General features: G+C 59.1%; 15 protein-coding genes and 1 pseudogene. 5 read left to right on the forward strand and 11 right to left on the reverse strand.

Going from position 1 to position 21,676, the window contains the following annotated elements:
• Window positions 1–57: 57 nt before the first annotated feature.
• On the forward strand, window positions 58–903 hold the full coding sequence (locus tag IEX16_RS04290) for a BRO family protein (protein ID WP_188706932.1): 846 nt from the start codon (window positions 58–60) through the stop codon (window positions 901–903).
• Between the two features lie 94 nt (window positions 904–997).
• On the opposite strand, the gene IEX16_RS04295 is transcribed toward IEX16_RS04290, so the two are convergent.
• The 5 genes from IEX16_RS04295 to IEX16_RS04315 form a co-directional block, all read right to left on the reverse strand.
• Entirely contained in the window at window positions 998–1,411 is a 414-nt protein-coding gene (locus tag IEX16_RS04295) for a hypothetical protein (RefSeq protein WP_188706934.1), read from the reverse strand.
• Window positions 1,412–1,628: 217 nt separating this feature from the next.
• On the reverse strand, window positions 1,629–3,038 hold the full coding sequence (locus tag IEX16_RS04300; protein ID WP_188706936.1) for a DUF2130 domain-containing protein: 1,410 nt from the start codon (window positions 3,036–3,038) through the stop codon (window positions 1,629–1,631).
• A 110-nt stretch (window positions 3,039–3,148) separates the two neighbouring features.
• The gene (locus IEX16_RS04305; protein ID WP_188706939.1) at window positions 3,149–6,241 is read right to left on the reverse strand and encodes a DNA replication/repair protein RecF; all 3,093 of its coding nucleotides are present in this window, start codon (window positions 6,239–6,241) and stop codon (window positions 3,149–3,151) included.
• The gene (locus IEX16_RS04310) at window positions 6,238–7,977 is read right to left on the reverse strand and encodes a hypothetical protein (RefSeq protein ID WP_188706941.1); all 1,740 of its coding nucleotides are present in this window, start codon (window positions 7,975–7,977) and stop codon (window positions 6,238–6,240) included. Before IEX16_RS04310 ends, IEX16_RS04305 begins: the two co-directional genes overlap by 4 nt.
• Window positions 7,974–9,809, reverse strand: a complete 1,836-nt coding sequence (locus IEX16_RS04315) for a DEAD/DEAH box helicase (RefSeq protein WP_188706943.1) — start codon at window positions 9,807–9,809, stop codon at window positions 7,974–7,976. Before IEX16_RS04315 ends, IEX16_RS04310 begins: the two co-directional genes overlap by 4 nt.
• A gap of 243 nt (window positions 9,810–10,052) precedes the next feature.
• Between IEX16_RS04315 and IEX16_RS04320 the strand changes: the two genes are divergently transcribed.
• From IEX16_RS04320 to IEX16_RS04330, 3 genes are all read left to right on the forward strand, one after another.
• The gene (locus IEX16_RS04320) at window positions 10,053–10,529 is read left to right on the forward strand and encodes a hypothetical protein (protein WP_229676163.1); all 477 of its coding nucleotides are present in this window, start codon (window positions 10,053–10,055) and stop codon (window positions 10,527–10,529) included.
• Between the two features lie 194 nt (window positions 10,530–10,723).
• The gene (locus tag IEX16_RS04325; RefSeq protein WP_188706946.1) at window positions 10,724–11,482 is read left to right on the forward strand and encodes a class II aldolase/adducin family protein; all 759 of its coding nucleotides are present in this window, start codon (window positions 10,724–10,726) and stop codon (window positions 11,480–11,482) included.
• 118 nt (window positions 11,483–11,600) lie between these two features.
• The gene (locus IEX16_RS04330) at window positions 11,601–12,734 is read left to right on the forward strand and encodes an NAD(P)/FAD-dependent oxidoreductase (RefSeq protein WP_188706948.1); all 1,134 of its coding nucleotides are present in this window, start codon (window positions 11,601–11,603) and stop codon (window positions 12,732–12,734) included.
• Window positions 12,735–12,896: 162 nt separating this feature from the next.
• Here IEX16_RS04330 and IEX16_RS04335 read toward each other — a convergent pair whose 3' ends face one another.
• Window positions 12,897–14,030 carry an ABC transporter substrate-binding protein gene (locus tag IEX16_RS04335; RefSeq protein ID WP_188706950.1) on the reverse strand — a complete coding sequence of 378 codons (1,134 nt, stop codon included), beginning with the start codon at window positions 14,028–14,030 and terminating at the stop codon, window positions 12,897–12,899.
• Between the two features lie 214 nt (window positions 14,031–14,244).
• On the opposite strand from IEX16_RS04335, the pseudogene IEX16_RS04340 reads away from it, so the two are divergent.
• Window positions 14,245–14,445: pseudogene (locus IEX16_RS04340) on the forward strand (flavin reductase family protein); the annotation flags it as partial.
• Window positions 14,446–14,583: 138 nt separating this feature from the next.
• Here IEX16_RS04340 and IEX16_RS04345 read toward each other — a convergent pair.
• The 5 genes from IEX16_RS04345 to IEX16_RS04365 form a co-directional block, all read right to left on the reverse strand.
• A complete protein-coding gene (locus IEX16_RS04345) occupies window positions 14,584–17,373 on the reverse strand; it encodes a PAS domain S-box protein (RefSeq protein ID WP_188706952.1) in 2,790 nt (929 codons plus the stop codon).
• 161 nt (window positions 17,374–17,534) lie between these two features.
• Complete coding sequence (locus IEX16_RS04350; protein ID WP_188706954.1) at window positions 17,535–17,786, reverse strand: GlsB/YeaQ/YmgE family stress response membrane protein; 252 nt, start codon at window positions 17,784–17,786, stop codon at window positions 17,535–17,537.
• A gap of 406 nt (window positions 17,787–18,192) precedes the next feature.
• Entirely contained in the window at window positions 18,193–19,176 is a 984-nt protein-coding gene (locus IEX16_RS04355) for a Bug family tripartite tricarboxylate transporter substrate binding protein (protein ID WP_188706956.1), read from the reverse strand.
• A 46-nt stretch (window positions 19,177–19,222) separates the two neighbouring features.
• On the reverse strand, window positions 19,223–20,803 hold the full coding sequence (locus IEX16_RS04360) for a bifunctional 3-(3-hydroxy-phenyl)propionate/3-hydroxycinnamic acid hydroxylase (RefSeq protein ID WP_188706958.1): 1,581 nt from the start codon (window positions 20,801–20,803) through the stop codon (window positions 19,223–19,225).
• On the reverse strand, window positions 20,803–21,666 hold the full coding sequence (locus IEX16_RS04365; protein WP_188706960.1) for a fumarylacetoacetate hydrolase family protein: 864 nt from the start codon (window positions 21,664–21,666) through the stop codon (window positions 20,803–20,805). Before IEX16_RS04365 ends, IEX16_RS04360 begins: the two co-directional genes overlap by 1 nt.
• Window positions 21,667–21,676: the final 10 nt, after the last annotated feature.

Here is a 21,676-nt window from a genome sequence, read left to right on the forward strand (position 1 = left end):
TGTGTAAAAATACAGTACTCAGCGCGCAGCACGGTTGCTGCTCTTCAGGGGGTCGCCATGAAAGTTTTTCCTGCCAGCTTTGACGGCCAGTCCATTCGCCGTGTGTTTGACGAAGCCACCGAGACCTGGTGGTTCTCGGTGATTGACGTGGTGCAGGTGCTGACGCAACAGCCAGATGACCTGACCGCTCGCAAGTACTGGAACCAGCTCAAACGTCGCTTGGATAAAGAGGGAAGTCAACTGGTGACAAGTTGTCACCAGTTGAAAATGCCCGCCGCAGATGGCAAACAACGACTCACCGATGTAGCCACCGCCGAAACCCTGCTCAGGCTCGTCCAATCCATCCCCAGCCCCAAAGCCGAACCCATCAAACTCTGGCTTGCCAAGGTGGGCTATGAGCGCATGCAGGAAATGGCCGACCCCGCCCTCTCGCTCAACCGCGCCCGCCAGACCTGGCAGCAGCATGGCCGCAGCGACAAGTGGATTGCCCAGCGCATGACCGGGCAGGAAACCCGCAACAAACTCACCGACTACTGGCGCGAACACGACATCAAGGCCGGGCATGAGTTTGCCATTCTCACCAACATCATCCACACCGAGTGGAGCGGCGTCAGCGTCAAAGACCACAAGGCCGTCAAAGGCCTGAGCAGCCACAACCTGCGCGACCACATGACCGAGGCCGAACTGATTTTTACCGCACTGGCCGAGCTGTCTACCCGCCAGATCGCTGAAACGATGAACGCCAGCGGCTTGCCCGAAAACACCACCTCAGCCAAAGCTGGCGGCGGCATTGCCAAGCAGGCGCGCAAACAACTGGAGAGCCAAACCGGCAAGTCGGTGGTGTCGGGGCAGAACTACCTGGCGCCCGAGGCGGGTATGGCACCCAGAGTCACCAAGAAGTAATACCAGCTAGTGTGGGATTTTCATGCGATCAAATTGACCGATAGCCCAGATGGCATATGCGCAAGCAGCTATCAAAACCGGAGCGCACGGGACTTCAAATACCGTCCCACACAGCCTGCGTCTCCACCACTTCCATGAAACGCCCAGCGCTGAACCCATGCGGGTAAAGGCTTTGGGGCTCTGCGGCGGCAGCAGGCATAACCTGCGTAAACATCCCGTTGGGGTCATGCCGCAAATGCCGGTCATCACGCAGCGCAATCAGCAGCTCTTCCAACGAGACTTTCAGAAAGCCGCCAAACCGCTGGTGGTCGCACTCGATGCTGGTGTCCACAATCCAGCCGCAGATATGGGTGACGGGCTCGCCAGTTTCCAGCGCCAGTTGCCACGCCAACTTGGGGTCATTTGCCAGCGCCAGTTGCACGACAGGCACCTTGCGCTGCAGTTGCTGGCCCGCTTTGCGCAGTGTGGTGGTTTCGTGCTGCCACGCGTCTTGCTGAGACCGACGCACTTAGGTGACCGCTGGGTGATGGAGACAAGAAGGGCGACAAGTGTTTGGCAATCAGTTGATGAAAACGTTGATCAAAATAGTTGTCTGACAAAGCAACTCTCACCTGCTTGGAAAATTTTCTAGGCACCGGATGCGTGGGTGTGCTTGATTGCGAAGCCTGCCCCAGCGTTCGCAAATCAACGTTATCAATTTCCCCTGAACACATCAATGACCCGAATCATTCCGGGTCGGAGTGATCAGGACTCTTGAGCTCGGCGAACTTGGCTGCCATCGTTGGGTTGCCTCGCGTCAGCTTCTTGATCGTGACGTCTTGCGCCTTATCGTTCGCAAGACGTAGGTTTCGATCTGTGCCAAGCAGCGCGTCCTTGGTTTTCTGCAGGTGGTCGATAGATTTATCGATCTCATCGATGGCCTTTTTGAAGCTATTGGACGCGAGGTCGTAGTTCCGCGCGAATGCGGTCTTGAATGTCTCGAGGTTGGTTTCGAAGTTCGTGATATCGATGTTCTGAGCCTTCACTAACGCAAGCTCCGATTTGTATTTCAGCGAGTTCATCGCCGCATTGCGCAGCAGCGTGATGATGGGCAGAAAGAACTGTGGGCGAACAACGTACATCTTGGGGTATCGGTGGAACACATCCACGATCCCGGTGTTGTAAAGCTCGCTATCAGGCTCAATCAGTGAGACCAGCACGGCATACTCGCACCCCTTCTCAAGGCGATCCTTGTCAAGTTCCTTCAGAAAGTCTTCGTTCTTGTTTTTTGTAGAAGTACGGTCGTTTTCATTTTTCATTTCGAACATGATGGAGACGATCTCGGTTCCTGACTCGTCCAGGTCGCGAAAAATGTAGTCCCCCTTGCTTCCAGTCCGCGCGTCGTTGTCTTTCTCGAAATATGCTCTTGGAAACGCTGTCGCGCGAATGCGGTTGAACTCAGTCTCGCAGTGTTGTTCGAGGGTCTCGCCAACCATCTTGGTTGATAAACGAGCCTTCAAATCGCGAAGACGTTCAATCGCATCATCGCGATCCTTAATTTGTGTTTCGTACTTGTCTTTGAGCGCCTGCTCTGCGAGTTGCTTTTCTAGCTCCGCCCGGGCAAGGCCACCCTTCAGCCCGTCTCTTTCCCTCTCGACCACACCAACAGCCTCGGTGATCGCAAGTTTTTGGATGACCTCAGTGGCGTCTAGTTTGGCCTTCAGACCTTGGATCTCCGCGTCTTTAGTCGCAGCGGCATTTTGTAACCCGTGAAAGAGCTTCGCCTCGGCTAGCTCAAAAGCGGCCTGCTTGTCGCGTTTTGCCTGCTCAAGCTCGTTCGCGAGTGCGTCACGCTGCGTTTGAACAGCACTTAAAGCCTCGGTCACGGCTAGCTTGCGTGCGACCTCACCAGCGTCGAGCTTGGCCTTCAGGTCTTGGATTTCGGCATCCTTGGCTACAGCAGACTTCTGCATTTCGCTGGCCGCCTTGGCCTGGGCGAGCTCGACAGCATTCCGCTTGTCCTGCTCGGCCAGCTCCAGCCGCCCGTGCAACTGTTTGTCAAAATCGCCATCGCGCACCTGCTTGAGGATGTCGGCGTACCCCGCTTCGTCGATCTTGAAGGCTTTGCTGCAGTGTGGACAGATGATTTCATGCATGGCGACGGGACCTCTTCTTTTTTGTTGGACTGGTATCTGCCTGAGCATATCGGCCCTCATGCGGGGCCAAGCGACCGCTCATGGAGCAGCAATCCGGTGTCGATGAAGCCTTACCTAACTAAATCAAACCGCCGAAATTTATTCCCCATAAAAGAGAACTTATGTTCAAAAAGCCCCGCAAGCCTCGCGTCCGCAGTTGCGTAGAAAATTTGGCGGTTTCCCATGAGCGCGACATCTCTAAGGTGATCCAGAAATGAAAGTGAGTTGAAGTCGTCGACATGGGCAATGGGATCGTCGAACAGCAGTACTGGTGGTGCCGTCTGAAGTTTTGAATTCATTGCCATGAAGACAGACAGCACAAACGCGGCGCGTTGTCCTGTGCTTATGTCGCGAAGCGTTACCGATTTGTTCGGATCGTCAAGGCGGAATAGGGGCGCGTGGGCATCTCGTTGCACACCATATTCGTGGGGGGAATGGATTCTCCGAAATACCGCGTCAGTCGTTGCCTGCACACCGACTAGCTCAATGTTGGTCGCATCGGTTAGGGAATCATCACTTTTAAGTGCCGCAAGTTCAGTCGACGCGAGTTTGAGCCGCTTTGCGGTTTCCTCATATTCGGCTATCTCACCTTCAATCTCTCTAAGTTGCGCTCTCGCAGTCGTCTCGGCCGCTCTGGAGGAATTTTCGGTGACGAGCGCTGCGGCAAATCGCTCTGCTGCGATTTTTGCGCTTTCGATTCTCGCAGCAATCGATGTGGCGTCACTTGATTCCTCCAACATCACGAATGCTCTTAATTCCTCAATCAATCCGTTCGCCTTCTGCAGTAGCTTGCGGCGATCACGCGATTCTTTCAGAATGTGATCAAGCCCGAGAGTTGTCTCGCCGTCCGCGAATAGAGTTAGGCGGATTGACGACACCAAGCGCGCTTCATCGGCCGCATATTCATGAAGCAAATTGATGACGGTTCGGAGTTCTTCACCCTTATTCAGCAATTCTTGGTCAGCGCTATTGGATGCGAACGCGTCTATCCCCGTGTCTTGGGCAAGCTGCAGAAGTTGCGCAATTCCACCTAGGGCTATTCCAGCACTCGTCAGGTCGGATAGCCGTTGGGCAACTTCAGAAAGTATTCGTTGGGTTTCCTCAAATCTCTGGCGCTGCATTAAGTAGTTCGAATGAACCTCGTGCGTAGTCGTGCTCCCGACCGAAAGCTCTGTTCGTTTCGCGTAGGCTAGTAAGTAGCAGAGGGTGAGTCGTCTGGATTCGGCAAGTCCATAGGCTTGTTTTGCCGTCTCAAGAGCGTTCAGGATGGGTGTTGTCTTTTCCGCTGATGCCTCAAACGACACCGCCTTTAGTCGCTGGAGGAGCTGGCCTGGATCGAAGGAGGTTGCACAAACTGGGCAATCCTTATGACTTGGGCTGCTCTCCAAAAAGTGATTAGCTAACGTACGCAACTCGGCGACCAATGACGTGGTTGCTTCTTGTGTTGCACGCGCAGCTAATAGCTCTTCGTTAAGTCTCGAAATTTGACTTTTAAGTGTGTTGCTCTGCGATATGACAGAAGTAAATTCCTCGTCAAGCGAGCCAGCCGCAGTATCAAACCACGTAGGAGGCTCGATGGGAATTGCTTCCACACCAACGATTGCCTTTAACGAGTTTTGCTGCTGATTCAAGCGGTCAAGATCTTGGGTCAGGTTAAAGGCTCCCAATTGTTGCGCCTGTTGTATCGATTTGAAAGTCTCTATCTCTCGCTTCAATTTGGCCTCTAAAGCACGTCCAGTACGTGCTTTTAAATCAACTTCAGCGATCTCTCTAAACATCTCATCAGCAGTCGCCAATGCTGAATCCACCGTCTGGAATGCATTGGAGACGGTTGCGGGCGACACCAGTTGCAATCCAAGTTCTTCGGTCAAAAGTTCCCGAATAATTGATGATGCCCTCGTCAACGCCGGCACAAAAGTCGAAGCAATAGTAGTTCTCGCCGGTTCTTCTATCCAGCGAAGTCGCGCAAGATCCTCTGTTAAAGCAGAAAAATCGGAATCGGAGGCGCGCGGAGCCGCTTCTGCAGTCTTGATTAGTGTCGCTATGTTTTCTTTTCTTTTGGTCGCCTCATGAAGGCCAGTTTGTATGCGCGCCAGCTCTGCGGCGACCGGCTGTTGGATGCGTGATATGTGATCCCAAAGCTCAGCCGTTTGCGGGCCCGCTACAAGCCTGGACAGCATTTCCTCGAAACTAATTTTTGCGTCTTTCTGCCCGAGCATGGCAGCTTCGTCAGTAGCTAAAAAGTTAAAGCGTGCGAAACTATTTTTGAGAGTGCTCCCCTTCAAATCCCGTTGCCCGTACCAATCCAAATTTCGTTGTTTGGCCTCTGCCGAATTGGTCGGGACCCTGGTATCTAGCCACTTCGCTGAGTCTTGAAGTCTTATTCTTACGTGAGCTGAACCTGGGGCCGTAGTTCTAGCGTTGTCTTGACAATAGAAGAACTCAATGGCTTCCAACATCGAAGTCTTCCCTGCCCCGTTGCTTCCGACAAGCAGATTTACAGTACCTAGCGAGTCAAACGATTGCATTTGAGGCCAATGTCGAAATCGAACCAGATCGATTGCGTCAATGAATTTGGTCGCAAGAGGCTGCAAGCTTTTTTGTTGGCGATCACGGTCGGCATTTAGAAGGCGCTTACCCGGTAGCCCGTTTGATATTGCACGCACGGTCTCGGCAAGAGGTAACTGATCCAGCACGATTCCAAGGTTTGCTTTTAGAAGTCGATTCGTCCATCTTTCGGAAACATCAGGTTTGAGAGCATCATTCGGCCTAGCTTGCGAAAACTCCAATTCACTGAGCGCTGTTGACAGTTCTTCTTGATTCAAGACAAGCTTACGAGCATAGCTTCTGTCACTTTCAATTTGCCGCTTGTACGCGGAAAATGAATCACCGGCTACTTCAGCATTGTCAACCAACAGATAGAGATAGTGGTTCCAGCGCAAGTCGCCCGACGTTTCGAAATAGCTAGAGCCCATTAGCTCGTCTTGTCGTTGTTCTAGGTGCTCAAACCAGTCCTTCAAGTCAGTTGATAACGAAAAATAGTAGATGGCATAGGGGCGACCCGTCGAGTCCGTGCGCTCGCCTCGCACAACTCCCTTTGAGACATGCTTCACATTGGCAAGTCTTGCTCCCACCTGATTGCCAAGGATATCCGCAGTAATCATTTTTCTGGCTCCATGAAGTTTTTCCCTGGGTGCACGTCAGTACTAGTGATTGATCGGTCCAGTGGTGGGTCAAATCGCTTCACGTCTTGACCATCCCGGTAGAGAAGGCAAAACCGGTCAGCAAACAGAGTGTGGGATGTTGTCGCCCTAATTTTTGCGAGAAACTTTGAAAGATCTTCTCGCAGCGGACCTTCGCCCACGTATACAAGCGTCGCAGGCTTGTCAGCATCAATCGACCGTACATTGCAATTCGGAGAGGTTGCACTCCAATTGAATCGGTAACCTGACTGCAGATCCAACATTCGCGCAGGTAGCGGTAGCGATGCGTACGGAATACTTGCAAGGGCTCGAATGGTTCGTACGCGCTCATCCCTGAAGGTTTTGCCGTCGGGGTCTAGGGCAACGGAAACACGTCGAACGACCTCGGTCCTAGGCTCAAGACGTGTAGTAGACAAATTACTAGCTTTGAACCAATCCTGCCTTGGCCCAAAGTCGCCGCTTGCGATACAGGAAACGCGTTCGATGGCCAGTGGACTAACTAAATGACAACTATTTAAATCAGTAACTGGAGCACCATAGGCCTTGGTCATCTCATTGAAGCCGTCGTCTAGCGGTTGCATCGCCTCAGTCCACGTTACAGTTTTTGCTTCCCACTCAAGAACCTTCGTCACTTCTGGACCAAGACGTCGGGACAACGCGGCCGGGACAGCGTGATGACGAACCTTTGAAGCTTGTAGAAGAAATGCTGCCGGCTTGTAGCTGAAATGAAGCATATGACTGTGCTGTTCGTCATCATGCGTGTAATACAACCCGCTAAGGTGGTTCTTTTCCACACGGACATCGTCAGTTGCGAGTTTGGCGGATTTCGAGTGCCACGCGGATGCGCTGATGTTTGCTTTTTTGACTGGTGCGCTTCCATCATGCAAGTCAAACGTAATGTTTTCTGCCCAGTTCAAACAAATCACTTCAGTCCTGTCACCTTCTAATTCATAGAGTTGTCGCCGATAGCGCATATAGGTTTCATGCCTGGGCTTATCGTTTAACTGGATGTGCAACAGAAGGAGATGCTCGTAGTTCTCGTCGATGTCCTTTTTGCTGAATGCTAAGGCGTCTGAACAAATCAGCGTGATTAGCCGAACTTCATTTCCGTGTTCAAAAAGATACACGGCATTTCCTAACGCCATGCGAGTTGCTTCTATGTTCTGAGGGTCGCCAGACGGCGCTGTCTTGAACTGGACGACCATGACGACTTTTGGTTCATTCGTATCAATCTTTTCAGTTCGAAAAATGTAAACCATCGGGTTGAGGTAGCGGGTGGTCGCCCCTTGTGGTCGAATTATTGGCTCGTGGATCACTGTCGCCCATTCTGAGAATCGAGCCTGAAGACCACCAAGTTCCGCAATTGGCAAACTTTCACAACCTAATACCCAGAGCTGGCCCGTTCTCGGGGTAGTACCGTTAGAAAGGAGCTCTTCTATTGCGATCCATGGGAAGCTGTACTCGGGCGTGACCAGTAATTCAACTGAACGTGCACTAGCTTCTTGCGCAATTGCAGTGAACAAATTTTGTGCGTTCATACGATCGGCATTGCGGATGAAATCGTCACGCACCTGAATAGTGGCTTCTGGTTGTACAAGTAGCGCTGTGTAAGGCGTCATTGTCGGTTGAAGTATCGCGAGAGTTGGATACTTAAGATTATTTGCAACCAGCAGGTTGCTTATCGGTTCAATTTTCATTTTGCTGACAAGCTCTCACTTAACGTACTCCCAAATCTCCCATCCCCACCCACCCCCATCACCAACCTCTGCGTAGCCCGCGTCGCCGCCACATAAAACACCCGCGCCGCTTCCTGCTCATCCTCTCCCGCCGCAGGCATATGCCCCACACCCGGCAACGCGACCACAGGAAACTCCAAACCCTTGCTGACCTTCATGGTCATGATTTGAATGGCGTCCGCTGCAGGGTTGTAGTCGCCGGATCGTTTGCGCACCTTGAACGGCAGCTTGCGCTGATGCAGGGCGTCGGCGCACAGGTCCATGGTTTTCCAGTCGGCGCACAGGATGGCCATGTCGCCCCAGGCGTGGCCCTCTTTGTGGGCGCTGCACAACTGGTCGGCAATGGCAAAGGCTTCTTCGCGCAGGCTGGGCAGTTTGATGATGATGGGCGCTTGCCCGTCGCGCCCGCAGCTGATGGGCTTGACCAGCGGTATGCCATCGTCGTCTTTATCGTCCGCGGTCAGTAGGTCGGCTGCAATCAGGTTGGCGGTTTGCAGGATCTGCCTGGTGTTGCGGTAGTTGATTTTCAAGATGGTCGTGCGGCCCTGCGCCTGAACGCCCACGCTTTTGAAGCTGAACTGTTTGCTGCGGCTGCGTTCGTAAATGCTTTGTGCATCGTCATAGAGAAGCAGCAGGCTGTTGGTGGTCGGGTCTACCATTTGCGTGACGAGCTTGAGCCACTCGGGCGCAAAGTCGTGGCCTTCGTCGATCAGCACCGCCTGGTACTGACCACTGGGGATGTGGTTGCGGTCAACACCATGAATGATGCGCAAAACCATGTCTTCCATTTTGGCTTCTACGGGCATGCTGTTCGCCGGCAAGGTTTGCCCAAAGGCCACCAGCTGGTCGCGACACCATTTGTGAAAATGCCGCACATGCACTTTGCCGCTCAAGTCTTTGGCGGTCATCACGCTGTGCAGCTTCACGCCCAGCAGCTCGTTAAAACACAGGATGAGGATGGGCTTGCTGCTGGCGGTGCTGGCCTGCGCCAGATACTCGGCGCGGTATCCGAGGATCATTGTCTTGCCGGAGCCCGCTACCCCATGAATTACGCGATGGCCGTCGCCCAGGCTGCGCGCAAGTTGTTCCTGCTGGATGTCCATCACGCGCATGATGCTCGGTAACTCGGCCTCTTCATTGCTGTCGTCGAACAGCGCGCCCTGTGTCTGCACCCGTACTTCCGGGAACATGATCCAGCGCACCCGGTCCAGTTGCGGCAGCGACATGACGCCGCCGAAGGAGTGGGGAAACATATTCCACAGCCGCTGCTGAAAAGCCTCGGGGTCGGCAGTCTCCAGCATTTCGTCCTGGCAAATCACATAGTGAGGCGCAATAGCCTCGCCTAAACCAGCCGCGTCAAACTGCTTGCGTGTGATGCGGGTGAATACGACACCGTGGCTCCACGGGAAGGCCAACTTGCCCTGATGCGGTCCGCTGTCTTGCACTAGCTGGGCGTCACGCTCCAGCGCGTTCACCACCTGAATGGCGCAATGCCGCGCTTGCGCCAGCGGATTGATGACCACTTTGAGCTGCCCGTCGGGAATGATCTCCCACGCCTGTCGGGTAGCACTCTTGATGGTGTCTAGCCGCCAGTCTTTGGTTTCAAGAATCAACAGGCCGTGCCGTGGGTGTATCAGCACAAAGTCGGGGTGAGACTGTTTGGGGCCTACTGGCACGTCGTACCAAAGCAGGTAGTCGTCATCGAGCTTTTGCTCCAGCCGTTCCGCGAGTCGGCGCTCGCCGCCGGTCATGCGCGAGACGCAACTGCCCATCGAGGGAATAAGTACCGCCATCCGAAGTCACCACCTGCTAACAATTTGTGACAACGATCATCGCTGCTTCTGGCCGTAAGGGCTACGGGGCTACTGCCCAATGAGGTGGCGAATCAACGATTGCGAGGTGAAACCCTAGGGTAAATAAATCACAAGAACGCGCGATCAGGCCGCGTTTGTGGCTGACGTGAGACTAGTCGTCCCCCTGACGCGTCAAGCGTTTCTCCCACAAGTCCCGCCAAGCCCTGGTCCGATAATTGGGTCATGACCCAGATGCCGCCGACTGCCGCCACCACCCCCGACATCGTTCTTCCGGACGAGCCCGACACGACGGTGGCAACAGTGACGACGATGACGGTTGTTGAGGTCACGGTGGTCGAGACGCAGCAGGTGTTCGACCCCAACAGCACCGCACACTTTCAGGCCAAGATGAGCCGGGCGCCGGTCTGGTTCGTCTCTATTGTGGCCAGCAACCACCGCGAGAAGCACCGCTTCCGCGAAGAGCTGGCGCATATCAAGGGGGCGTGGCCGCTGCTGATGAAGCAGCGCAAGGGCGACACCTGGACGCCGGAGGACAAAGTCCAGCTCAAGGCGATGGTGCGTTCGGCCTCCTCGGTCAGCCCTTACCTGTTTATCTGGGCGATTCCGGGCTCCATGGTTTTGCTGCCTTTCCTGGCCTGGTTTCTGGACGGGCAGCGCAAAAGGCGCGCGGTTGAGCGCCGCCGGCTCAAGGAAGAATAGTCCGGGCGGGGCAGGTTTATGCATCAAATCGGCCTCTAACCCGCGCTAAGTGGGCGCCACCAGCTATCAAAATCAGAGCGGCAAGCCGGACTTTTCTTCCCTGACACCGCCGGAAGGTTTCAGCGGGCACACCTTGACCCCGCCACGCCGCTCCGGTTTAAAGTCAGGCTTTGTCGTCTTCCTGAAAGCATTCCATGAATATCGCTTCCCTCAAAGAAGTTGTCAGCGCGGAAGAATGGCAACTGCGTGTGGACCTGGCTGCCTGTTACCGGCTGGTGGCGCTGTATGGCTGGAGTGACCTGGTGTTCACGCACATCAGTGCGCGGGTGCCGGGGCCTGAGCACCACTTTCTGATCAATCCCTATGGCCTGATGTTTGACGAGATCACGGCGTCTTCGCTGGTCAAGATTGACGCGCAGTGCAACAAGGTGATTGATTCGCCCTACCCGGTGAATCCGGCGGGCTTTGTGATTCACAGCGCGGTGCATGAGGCGCGGCACGACATGGTGTGTGTGATGCACACACACACGCGGGCCGGTGTGGCGGTCAGTGCGCAAAAGGGCGGCATTTTGCCGATCTCGCAGCAGTCGGCTTTTGTGCTGGCCTCACTCGGCTACCACGACTACGAAGGTGTGGCCTTTCGCGATGACGAGAAGCCGCGCCTGCAAAAAGACCTGGGGACTGCCACGCACCTGGTGTTGCGCAACCATGGCCTGCTGGTGGTCGGCAAGACAGTTGCTGACGCCTTTGCCAGCATGTACCGGTTTGAAAGCACCTGCCAGATCCAGCTCAGCGCGCAGGCGGGCGGTGAACTGATCCACTTCGGCCCCGAGATCTGGAACGCCGACGACAGCTCAGGCGCCTATGTGCGCGCCGGCGGCATAGGCGGCACTTTCATGTGGCCAGCGCTGCTGCGCAAGCTGGACAGGATCGACGCCGGCTACAAGGACTGAGTCGCCATCCGGTGCGGTTGATGTATCAAATCGACCTCCAGCCCCTGTCCAGCAAGCGGTAACAGCTATCAAAACAAGAGCGTTCGAGTCCGCCACACTCCCATCATGAAGGACTGCCATGGCTGAACAAGCCGACTTCATCATCATTGGCGGCGGCATCGCCGCAGCGTCGGTCGGCTACTGGCTGGCGCCCCATGGGCGGGTGGTGGTGCTGGAGCGCGAGTCGCAGCCGGGTTACCACTCCACCGGGCGCTCGGCCGCGCTGTTCATGGAAAGTTACGGCACGCCCCAGGTGCGGGCATTGACGATGGCGAGCCGGGCGTTTTTTCAACACCCGCCCGAAGGTTTCAGCGACCACCCACTGATCTCGCCGCGCGGCGCGATGATGGTCGCCACGCATGGCGAGGATGCGCTGCTGGCCGCGCAGTGGGACGTTTTCCGCAGCGTCACGCCGCATGCGCGGCTGCTGACCGGTGCCGAGGCCTGCGCGCTGGTGCCGGTGCTGCGACCTGAGAAAGTGCTGGGCGCGGTGCTGGAGCCTGATGCCGCCGACATGGATGTCGATGCCATTCACCAGGGCTTTCTGCGCGGGATGCGGCGGGCCGGCGGCCAGGTGATCTGCCATGCCGAAGTGACGGCGCTGACGCGCAAGGGCGACGCCTGGCAGGTTCAGGCGGGCGGGCAAACCTATGAAGCGCCCGTGGTCATCAACGCCGCCGGCGCTTGGTCCGATGTGGTGGCGGCGCTGGCCGGCGTGTCGCCTGTCGGGCTGGAGCCTCGCCGCCGCTCGGCTTTTATCTTCGCACCGCCCGAGGGCATGAACAGCAGCGCTTGGCCCTTGACAGCCAGCATCGACGAGGGCTGGTACTTCAAGCCAGATGCGGGCATGTTGCTGGGTTCCCCGGCCAATGCCGACCCGGTGGCGCCGCAGGACATCCAGCCCGAAGAACTCGACATCGCCATGGCGATTCACCGCATTGAGGAAATGACCACGCTCACCATCCGCCGGCCGACGCGCACCTGGGCCGGGCTGCGCTCCTTTGTGGCCGACGGCGATCTGGTGGGTGGCTTCGACACCGGGGCGCCGGGTTTCTTCTGGGTCGCGGCGCAAGGCGGTTACGGCATCCAGACCTCGGCCGCGATGGGCGAGGCGTGTGCCGCGCTGGCGCGCGGGCTGCCGCTGCCGGAACGCATTGCCGGCTTCGGCCTGACCGAAGCCATGCTGTCGCCGGCGCGGCTGCGAAAACCTTGAGCCCAACAAGCACCGCGCCCACACGCAGCGCGCGCCAGCAGCTATCAATACAGGAGCACATCTGGCCTCAAACCCTGAGGCCTGCAAAGGGCAGCGCTTCGGGTTGAACACGCTCCGGCGCGTGGACACCGGCCCCCGCAGGCGCCGGTCCAGCGATGGCTGTCAGAACCTCAGTGAACCGTCCCGACCCACCACGCCGGTGTCCACGCGGCGGGATCCGTCGTGGTTTGTCGGCGAGAACTTGACCTCGTAGCCACCCAGGTCAAGCTGGCGGATGTTCTCAAGCGCGGCGATCAGGCGGCCGGCGCCCAAGCTGCTGCCGCTGCGTTGCATCGCCTCCACCAGCACGCGTGCCGCGATATAGCCTTCCAGGCTGGTGGAGTTGGGTTTGGCACCGGGCGCAAAGGCCTGCAGATGCTGCTGGTAGTCCTTGATCAGCTTGAGGTGGGTGCGGCTGGTCGGAGGCAGCACCTGGCTCATGATCAGGCCGGTGGACAGGGCTTTGAGGTCATCAATCACCTTCAGGCCTGAGAACGAACTGGTGGCGAACTGCCCGCCATACCCATTGGCGCGCATGCCTTCGATGATTTTCACAACGGGTGTGCCGTTGCTGATGAACAGCACCACCTCTGGCTTGGCTTCGAGCAGCGTGATGACCTGGGCATTGAAGTCGGTGGCGTTGCGGTTCAAAGGAACGGCGACGACGGCTTTGAGCTTGTTGGCCGTCAGCGCGTCGTGCATGGCTTGGGGGTTGGCCGGCCCCACATCGTCGAGGTAGGCGATGGCGAAGCGCTTGACGCCGGTGAGCGCCAGGTGGCTCACCATCTTCTTCATTTCGTCGTCATAGCCGGCGCGCGTGTGGAACAGCGATTTGTGGAAGCTGGCACGTATGCCCATGTTGCCCGTTGCGGGCGACAGCATGGGCACGCCGGTGCCGTCGATATAACCGAGTGTGGCTTCGACCCCGGCCCCGCTGGTGTAGCCGATCAGCGCCGTGACACCGTCGGTTTCCACCAGTTTCTTTGTATTGGCAACGACATTTTCCTTCTTGCCCTTGTCGTCTTCGCTGATCAGCTTGATCTGCCGCCCGTTGATACCGCCGCCCGTGTTGACAGCGTTGAAAAAGGCCTCGATACCCTGCTTGACGTCGGCGCTGTACTGCGCCTGCCCGCCGGTGAGGCCGGCGCTTTGGCCGACAAGAATGGGCCCGGCTACCGCCGCTTTCTCTTTCTGCGCACTGGCAGGTGCGGCGACGACGGCGAAAAGGGTGAGCAAAATAGCTAATGCTGATTTCATGAGGCCTCCTTCAGTTTGGCTGGTGTTGCGGTCGACCGATCTGGATAAAATTGCAAATACTCGCGGATGTTACGAGTTATTGCAAATGACCTCGCGATTAATGTAGTGCTTTTTCGGCGTGCAGATGGTTCTTTTATCTGTTTTGTGGCCAGAAATTAATTCAAATCAACTCTTTCTGAGATGAAGGGGCAGCAGGCTCTGTGCGCTGCGGTGTTTGCGGCTCGAAGGCCTGGGCGGCCAGCAGGTAGATACCTGGCTGGTGCTCGGTGATGTGGCGGTGCACATTGCCAAAGCGCTGTTGAAAGACGGCATTTACGACACGGCCGCTGCCGGCCACGTGCTGCGCGCTGGCGGGCCGGGCGACTATTTCACGGTGGGGCCGCAGCAGCTGTTTCGCATGTTCCGGCCGCGCTGATCTGCTTGGGTGTTGCGGCGCGCGGGGCATGGCGACGGACGCGGCTGATGTGGCATGGATTGCGGGTCGGGGCCCGCAATGACAGACTGGCCGTTATTCCGTGGGCACAAGCAGCTATCAATAACATAGCGCCCCGGCTTAAGTATCTGCGGCAGGAGGGGTTGCCGGCATCTTCAGCACGCGTTGAATGGTTTGCAGCAAATCGGCATTGGAGGTCGAGGCCTTGACCAGCATCGCATCGGGCCGGGTGCCGGCGTCGGGCAAGACCTCACTGGCAGAAAACACCACCAGCGCCGGACGGGGCTGCAGGCTGTCGATCAGTTCCACCAGGTCCCAGCCGGACTCGCTGCCTAGCCCCAGGTCCAGCAGCACCAGGTCAAACGGTTTGTCACGCAGCCGCTGGCGAGCTTCGGTCAGGTTGTTGGCGAATTCAAAGGTCGCAAAATCGGCCGCGATGGCGGCAACAATGTGCTGGATGTCCACATCGTCTTCGACATGCAAAATGCGCGGCTTGCGGCCGTGCAGCGCGGCCATGGCGCGCTGCATGGCCGACTCAAGCTGCGCCTCATCAATTGGCTTGGTCAGCCAGTCCGACACCGCCGACGGTTTGTGGTCGAGTTGAAGCTGCCCGTCGCTGGCCAGCGTGGAGATCACGATGACGGGCAGCGCGCGTGTGGCGTCGTTCTGGCGCAGGCGATTGAGAAAGGCGCCACCGGTCTGGCCGGGCAGGCGCAGGTCCAGCGTCATTGCGGCGTAGCTGCGGGCGGCCAGCAAGGCCGTGGCCTGCTCCGCGCTGTGCGCCAGGTCCGAGTCAAAACCGGCCTTGTCCAGCATGATGGCGATCAGCCTGGCCACATCCACGTCGGTCTCACACACCAGGATGCGCGAGCGGGGCGCCAGCGGTGCCGCTTCGGACGTGCCGTGCCACAGCGGCAGCTCGAAGAAAAACGTCGTGCCTTCGCCGAGCCTGGATGAAAAACTGATGCTGCCGCCCATGCTTTCCACCAGCGCGCGCGAGATGCTCAGGCCCAGTCCGGTGCCGCCTTTCAGGCGGGTGTCGGACGAATCAGCCTGCGAGAACTTCTGGAAGATGCGGGTGCGAAACTCCTCGGGGATGCCGGGGCCGTGGTCGCGCACCGCGACCCGCACGCCCAGCCCGGCACGCGTCACCCGTACTTCTACCGTGCTGCCGGTGGGCGAAAACTTCAGCGCATTGGACAGCAGATTGGTCACCACCTGCGTGAGCCGGTCGGCTTCGACGTTCACCTGAACCTGCAGCTCGGGCTCGTCACACTGCAGGATCAAGCTGACCTGGTTGGCCAGGCCATAACCTTCGTTGGCGGCAATCGCCTGCGTGAGCAGCGGTATCAGCGCCATCGGCTGCAAGTCCAGGCGCATCTGGCCGGACTCGATTTTTTCGATGTCCAGAATATCGTTGATGAGCCGGATCAGGCGTTCGCAATTGTTTTTGGCGATGCCAATCAGCTTCATGGCGGCGTCGGGCAACTGGCCGGCAATGCCGCCCGAGATCAGGCCCAGCGAGCCGCGGATGGAGGTCAGCGGCGTGCGCAGCTCGTGGCTCACGGTAGAGACAAATTCGCTTTTCAGGCGGTCGATGCGCTTGAGCTCAGTGATGTCGGTGGCCAGCGAATAAAAACCGATGACCTTGCCCTCGTCCGCGTCTTCGCCGTAGCGCGGAAAATAATTGACCACGTAATTGCGCACGTCGCCGTTGACCGAGCGCTGCTTGCGCTCGTACATCACCGGGTAGCCGGCCAGGACTTCTTCGACCTTGGGACGCAGAGCTTCGTAAAACGCCGGCTCCATCAGCTCGAGCATGCTTTTGCCCAGGATGTCTTCGCTGCGCAGGCCAAAGGCCTCCTGGTAGGCGCGGTTATGAAAGCGGCAGCGCTGGTCGGCATCCACATAGGCGATCAGCGCCGGCACGGCGTCGGTGATCTCGCGCAACTGGAGCTCACTGGCGCGCACGCGGTCGTTGGAGTTGCGCATCGCGGTCGTGTCGCGGCCCATGCCCCGGTAACCGGTGAAACGCCCCGAGGCGTCAAAAATCGGCACGCCGCTGATGCTCAGGTGGCGCACCTGGCCTTGAGAGTCGAGCCGCGTGACTTCAAAATCACGAAACGGCTCGCGCCTTGCAAGCTGCGCCTCGTGCGCGGCCCAGACGCTTTCGTCCATGTTCACATAGGGCAACTCGCGGCGCAGTTTGCCGATGCTGCTGTCGCTGGTGAGCGGGCCCATGTCGACCAGTTCACCCGAGATCTGGACAAAGCGGAAATTTTCGTCCTGCTCCCAGAACCAGTCGGTGGACAACTGGACCAGCGCGCGAAAGCGTTCCTCGTTCGCATGTGAAAGCTGTTCGGCGAGCTTTCGCTCGGTGATGTCCTGCAACTGCGAGATGAAGTGCAGCGGCTGGCCCTGCGCGTCGCGCACCAGTGAGCAGGTCAATGCAGCCCACACCACGCTACCGGACTTGTGCAGGTAGCGTTTTTCACGCTGGTAGGTTTCAATCTCGCCGGCCAGCGCGCGGCTGCGTTGCAGGTTGTCCTCGGCCCTGTCGTCCGGGTGGGTGACCTCGGGCGCTCCGGTGGCCATCAATTCAGGCAGCGAATAACCGAACATCGCGCAAAACGCCCGGTTGACGCGCAGCCGGCGCGAGTCGGTGCCGAGCACGGCCATGCCAATGGCGGCATTCTCGAAAGCGCTGGTGAACTGCTGCCCGCTGGTCGCGTCGCTGGCGGAGGGCTGGCCTTGCGACGCTTGCTGCTGCTGCACGGCCCGCTCATAGGCCTGGAGTTGGGCCACCTGTTGCTGCAGTTGTTGCTGCAGGTCTTTCGTCAACTGCGTCAGTATCAATACGCGGTCTTGCAGACTTTGCGCATTTTGCGTGTTCTGCTCCGTCTGCTTCATGCTTGTCCTGTGGGTGGTCTGACCAGGGCCGGCATGTGCGGGTCACAGCCCACCCGCTTGCCGGTGTGATGTGGGCAGTATGTGGGATTTCCTCCTCTTTTGCCCGCTAAGGGGCGCGGGCTTTTGACGGGGTTATCCCTAGCGCTTGCGCGCCGGCGGGGCTAACCGCGCTTGCCGGACACAGCGCGGTAGATGAACAGCAGGATTATCGCGCCCAGCACGGCGGCGATGAAGCCCGCCGACTCACCGATCTGGTAAAAGCCGAGGAAGCGGCCAAGGTAGGTGGCAATGACAGAGCCGACGATACCGATTAGCACGGTGATGATGAAGCCTGCCGGGTCGCGGCCGGGCATCAGAAATTTGGCAACAATGCCGACGACAAAGCCGATGAGGATGGTCCAGAGAATGCCCATGATGGTCTTTCAGAAGTAGTGAGGGGTTGAAAAGCCGACACAGTCAGCTAAACCGTGAGACTACGCAAGGCGCGTGACAGCGCCTATCGGAAAGCTCGCCCGCCTGCTGTAGGACCAGAGGTCTAGGAGCCTGGGCGGCCGAAGGAACGTCGGCTGCAAAGCGGCCGCGACGGTCCATTTTTCACCGGCTTTTTGCCCCATAGCTACGGCTATGGCGCTGCAAACCTGGCAAAAACTGTCCTCGCCGGGGCCACTTTTCTCTTCGACGCCTTCTGCCGCCCAGACTCCTGGCCAGGGCGTGCGGCTGCGGATGCATTGCTGGCTTGAGTTAAAGAGCCAAATTGGCCTCTGGCCCATGACTGGCGAGCGCAACCAGCTATGGAAATAATAGCGAATTGCGGTGTGCTCATTCCGGCAGCACGCCGATTTCTTTGGTGATGGCGGCCCAGCGCGTATGTTCACCGGCCAGGAAGGCCGCTACCTGGTCCACCGACAGGCCGGGTTCGGCAATCGGGCCGATGGCGGCAATCCGGTCGGCCACCTCCCTGTCGGCCAGCAAGCTGCTGATGTCGCGGTTGGCGCGCGTGATGACCGGCTGTGGTGTGCCTTTGGGCGCTACCACGGCAAACCAGCCCACCATGTCAAAGCCGGGCAGCAGTTCGGCCAGCGCCGGCACCTGTTCCCAGCCCGCGACGCGTTTGGCCGAGGTGGTGGCCAGCACGCGCATGCGGCCCTGTTTGGCCAGCGCAGCGGTGGAGGCCAGGTCGGCGACCATCGCGTCGATGTGTTTGCCCATCAGGTCCTGCGAGCCCACGCCGACAGAGGAGTAGGACACCAGATTGGCCTGTGCGCCGGAGCGGGCGTTGAACAGGCGCGCGATCATGCCGCTGAAGGTGCGCGGCCCTTCGTTGCCCAGCGTGAGTTTGCCAGGCTCGGCTTTCGAGCGCGCAATCAGGTCTTCCATCGTCCTGATCGGCGAGCTGGCTTCGACCAGAATCGCGAATGGGCTTTTGGCCACAAAAGCGACCGGGACAAAGTCTTTCTGCGGGTCGTAGGGCAGGGTCTTGAACAGCAGCGGGTTGGTTACCAGCGCAGCCGTGGTGGCGAAATAGAACGATGAACCGTCGGCCGGCGCACGCGCGGCCACCAGCGCGCCAGTGATGTTTTGTCCGCCCGGCTTGTTGTCGATGACCACCGGCTGGGCCCAGGTTTTGGCCAGGCGGTCCGACAGCAGGCGTGCCACGTTGTCGGGGCCGGAGCCTGCGGGTTGCGACAGCACGAAACGGACGGGTTTGTCCGGCCAGGCCTGAGCGCGGGCGGTGGGCAGCCAGCCGGCGATGGTCAGCGCGGCGACGGAAGAGAGCGAGAGGGTGAAGTGACGGCGGTTCATGGTGTTGTCTCCTGGGGTTGTGGTTCAATCGTTATTTCCAGCAGGTTCACGCGGCCTGCAGCGTGCGAGCTGGTAACAGGTGCCTGGCCCATTCAGCTGCCAGCGCATCGAGGTCGGTCGCACTGGATGCGACGCCAAACACATAGTGGTCAGGTCGCACCAGCGCCGCGTGGCACTGATGACGCGCCATCCAGACGGCCACCACCTGATCGGCTTCCGGCCAGGCTGGGTCGGCCATGTCCACCAGCGTCAGTGGCTTGTCGTCGGCCAGGCCCTGGGCGCTGGTCCTGACGGCATCGCCGGCGTCGGCCGCCAGCACCAGACGCCAGTCGCTGCCCGCCAGATGGTCCAGCCGCACCCGGCCCGCAGGCCGCAGTATCCAGGGTTGGGGAAACAGGGTGCCGTTCGCGCCGTGCTTTTGCGCGGCCAGGCAACTTGCCGCGGTTTGCGTGCCGGCGATCGACGGCTGCACGTCCTGCCGCGGTGTGGGGTTGACCACACCGCCGGCCTGCGCCAGCAGGTTCTGGTCGCGCGCGCGCGCCGCAGCCGGGTCGCGTTCACCGATCAGCTGGCCGATGTGTTTGATGCGGCTGGTCAGTTCGGTGACATGGGTCTTGCGTTCGGGCCCGTAGCTGTCCAGCAGCGACTCTGGCGATTTGCCGGTGAGCACGGCGTCCAGCTTCCAGCACAGATTGGCCACGTCGCGCATGCCCTGGCACATGCCCTGACCCAGAAACGGAGGCTGCTGATGCGCGGCATCGCCGGCGAGGAAGACGCGGCCGGCCCGCCACTCTTTTGCCACCAGCGCATGAAAGCGGTAGCTGGCCTGGCGCCACAGAGTGGCATCGTCCGGCGTGATCCAGCGCGCCAGCAGCGGCCAGGTGCCCTCGGGCGTGGCGAGGTGCTGCGGGTCTTCGCCTTCGTTGATCGAGATTTCCCAGCGCCGGTGATTGCCGGGTCCGATGATGTAGGAGCAGGGTCGTTGCGGCTCGCAGTACTGGGCGCTGAGCGCGGGCAGCTTGGCCAGACCGCGCTCGTTGACCAGCACATCGACCACCAGCCAGGGCTCGTCGAAGCCCAGGTCCTGCAGTTCCAGCCCGGCCAGGCCGCGCACGGTGCTGGACGCGCCATCGCAGGCGATCACGTAGCGGGCCTGCACCGTGGATGTTGCTCCGGTTTCGTGGCACAGGCTCAGGGTGGCGTGGTCGTCCGCCTGCTGCAAGCCGGTCACGCTCTGGCCCAGTGCCACTGTCACGCCCGCCAAACCGCCCACATGTCGGCGCAGCACTTCCTCGACAAGCGGCTGCGTGAACACCAGCGAGGGGGGGTAAGCCATCGGGTAGGGCGGTGCGACGGTGGACATGCGTTTGATCAGCGTGCCGTCCACGCCGTAAAACAGCGAGTCGGTGAAGGGCTCCATGAAGGCGGTGAGCTCGTCGGCCAATCTCAGCGCCTGGAAAACGCGCATGATTTCATGGTCGAGTGCGATGGCGCGGGGCTTGTCGTAAACCTCGCGCTGGCGGTCGCAGATAAAGGTCCGGATGCCGCGTCGGCCCAGCAGGGCAGCGGCCACCGCGCCCGTGGGGCCAAAGCCCACAATCGCCACGTCGTACACCGGTTGCGTCATCAGGCGGCCTCGTCCTCGACAAGGTTGGACAACACACCGATACGCTCGATCTCGATTTCAACGGTGTCGCCGTGTTTCATCCAGACCTGCGGCGTGCGCGCCTGGCCCACGCCGGCGGGTGTGCCCATGACAATCACGTCGCCGGGCTCCAGCGTCATGCATTCGGTGATGAGCTTGATGGTCTCAGCAACACCCCAGATCATGTCGCGCGTGTTGGCGTCCTGCATGACCTGGCCGTTCAGCCGGGTCTGGATGCGCAGCTCGCTCGCACCGGGTGGCAGTTCGTCGGCCGTCACCAGCACCGGGCCGAAGCCGCCGGTGCGATCAAAGTTTTTGCCGATGCTCCACTGCGGCGTTTTCTTCTGGTAGTCGCGCACCGACATGTCGTTGAAGCAGGTGTAGCCAAAGACGGCGTCGAGCGCGTTGTCCAGGGTCGCGTGTTTGACGGTTTTGCCGATGACCACCGCAACCTCGGCCTCATAGTCGAAGCGTACTGACACACGCGGGCGCAGGGCCTTGCCGCCGGCCGCGAGCAGCGAGGAGGCGGAACGCAAAAAGAACCAGGGGTACTCGGGCTTCTCGCGGCCGCCTTCCTTGGCGTGGTCAAAGTAGTTCAGGCCCAGGCAGATGATCTTGCCGGGTTCGGGCACCAGCGGCGCGAGGCTCAGGTCAGCCAGCTTCAGGCGTGGTGCGCTGCCTGCAATGGCGGCCTGACCCGCAGCGGCGAGGTCGATGCCTGCGGCCAGTGCCGCGCGCAGGTCGGCAGGTACCTGTGGCTGGGCCGCGTTGAGGTCAATCACATCCGCGCCGTCGACGACGCCGAGGCGGGCTTGGCCCTTGCTCAAAAAGGTGGTGAATTTCATGGGGCTGTGT

This window comes from Polaromonas eurypsychrophila (assembly GCF_014641715.1).
In the GTDB taxonomy this organism is placed as follows: domain Bacteria; phylum Pseudomonadota; class Gammaproteobacteria; order Burkholderiales; family Burkholderiaceae_C; genus Polaromonas; species Polaromonas eurypsychrophila.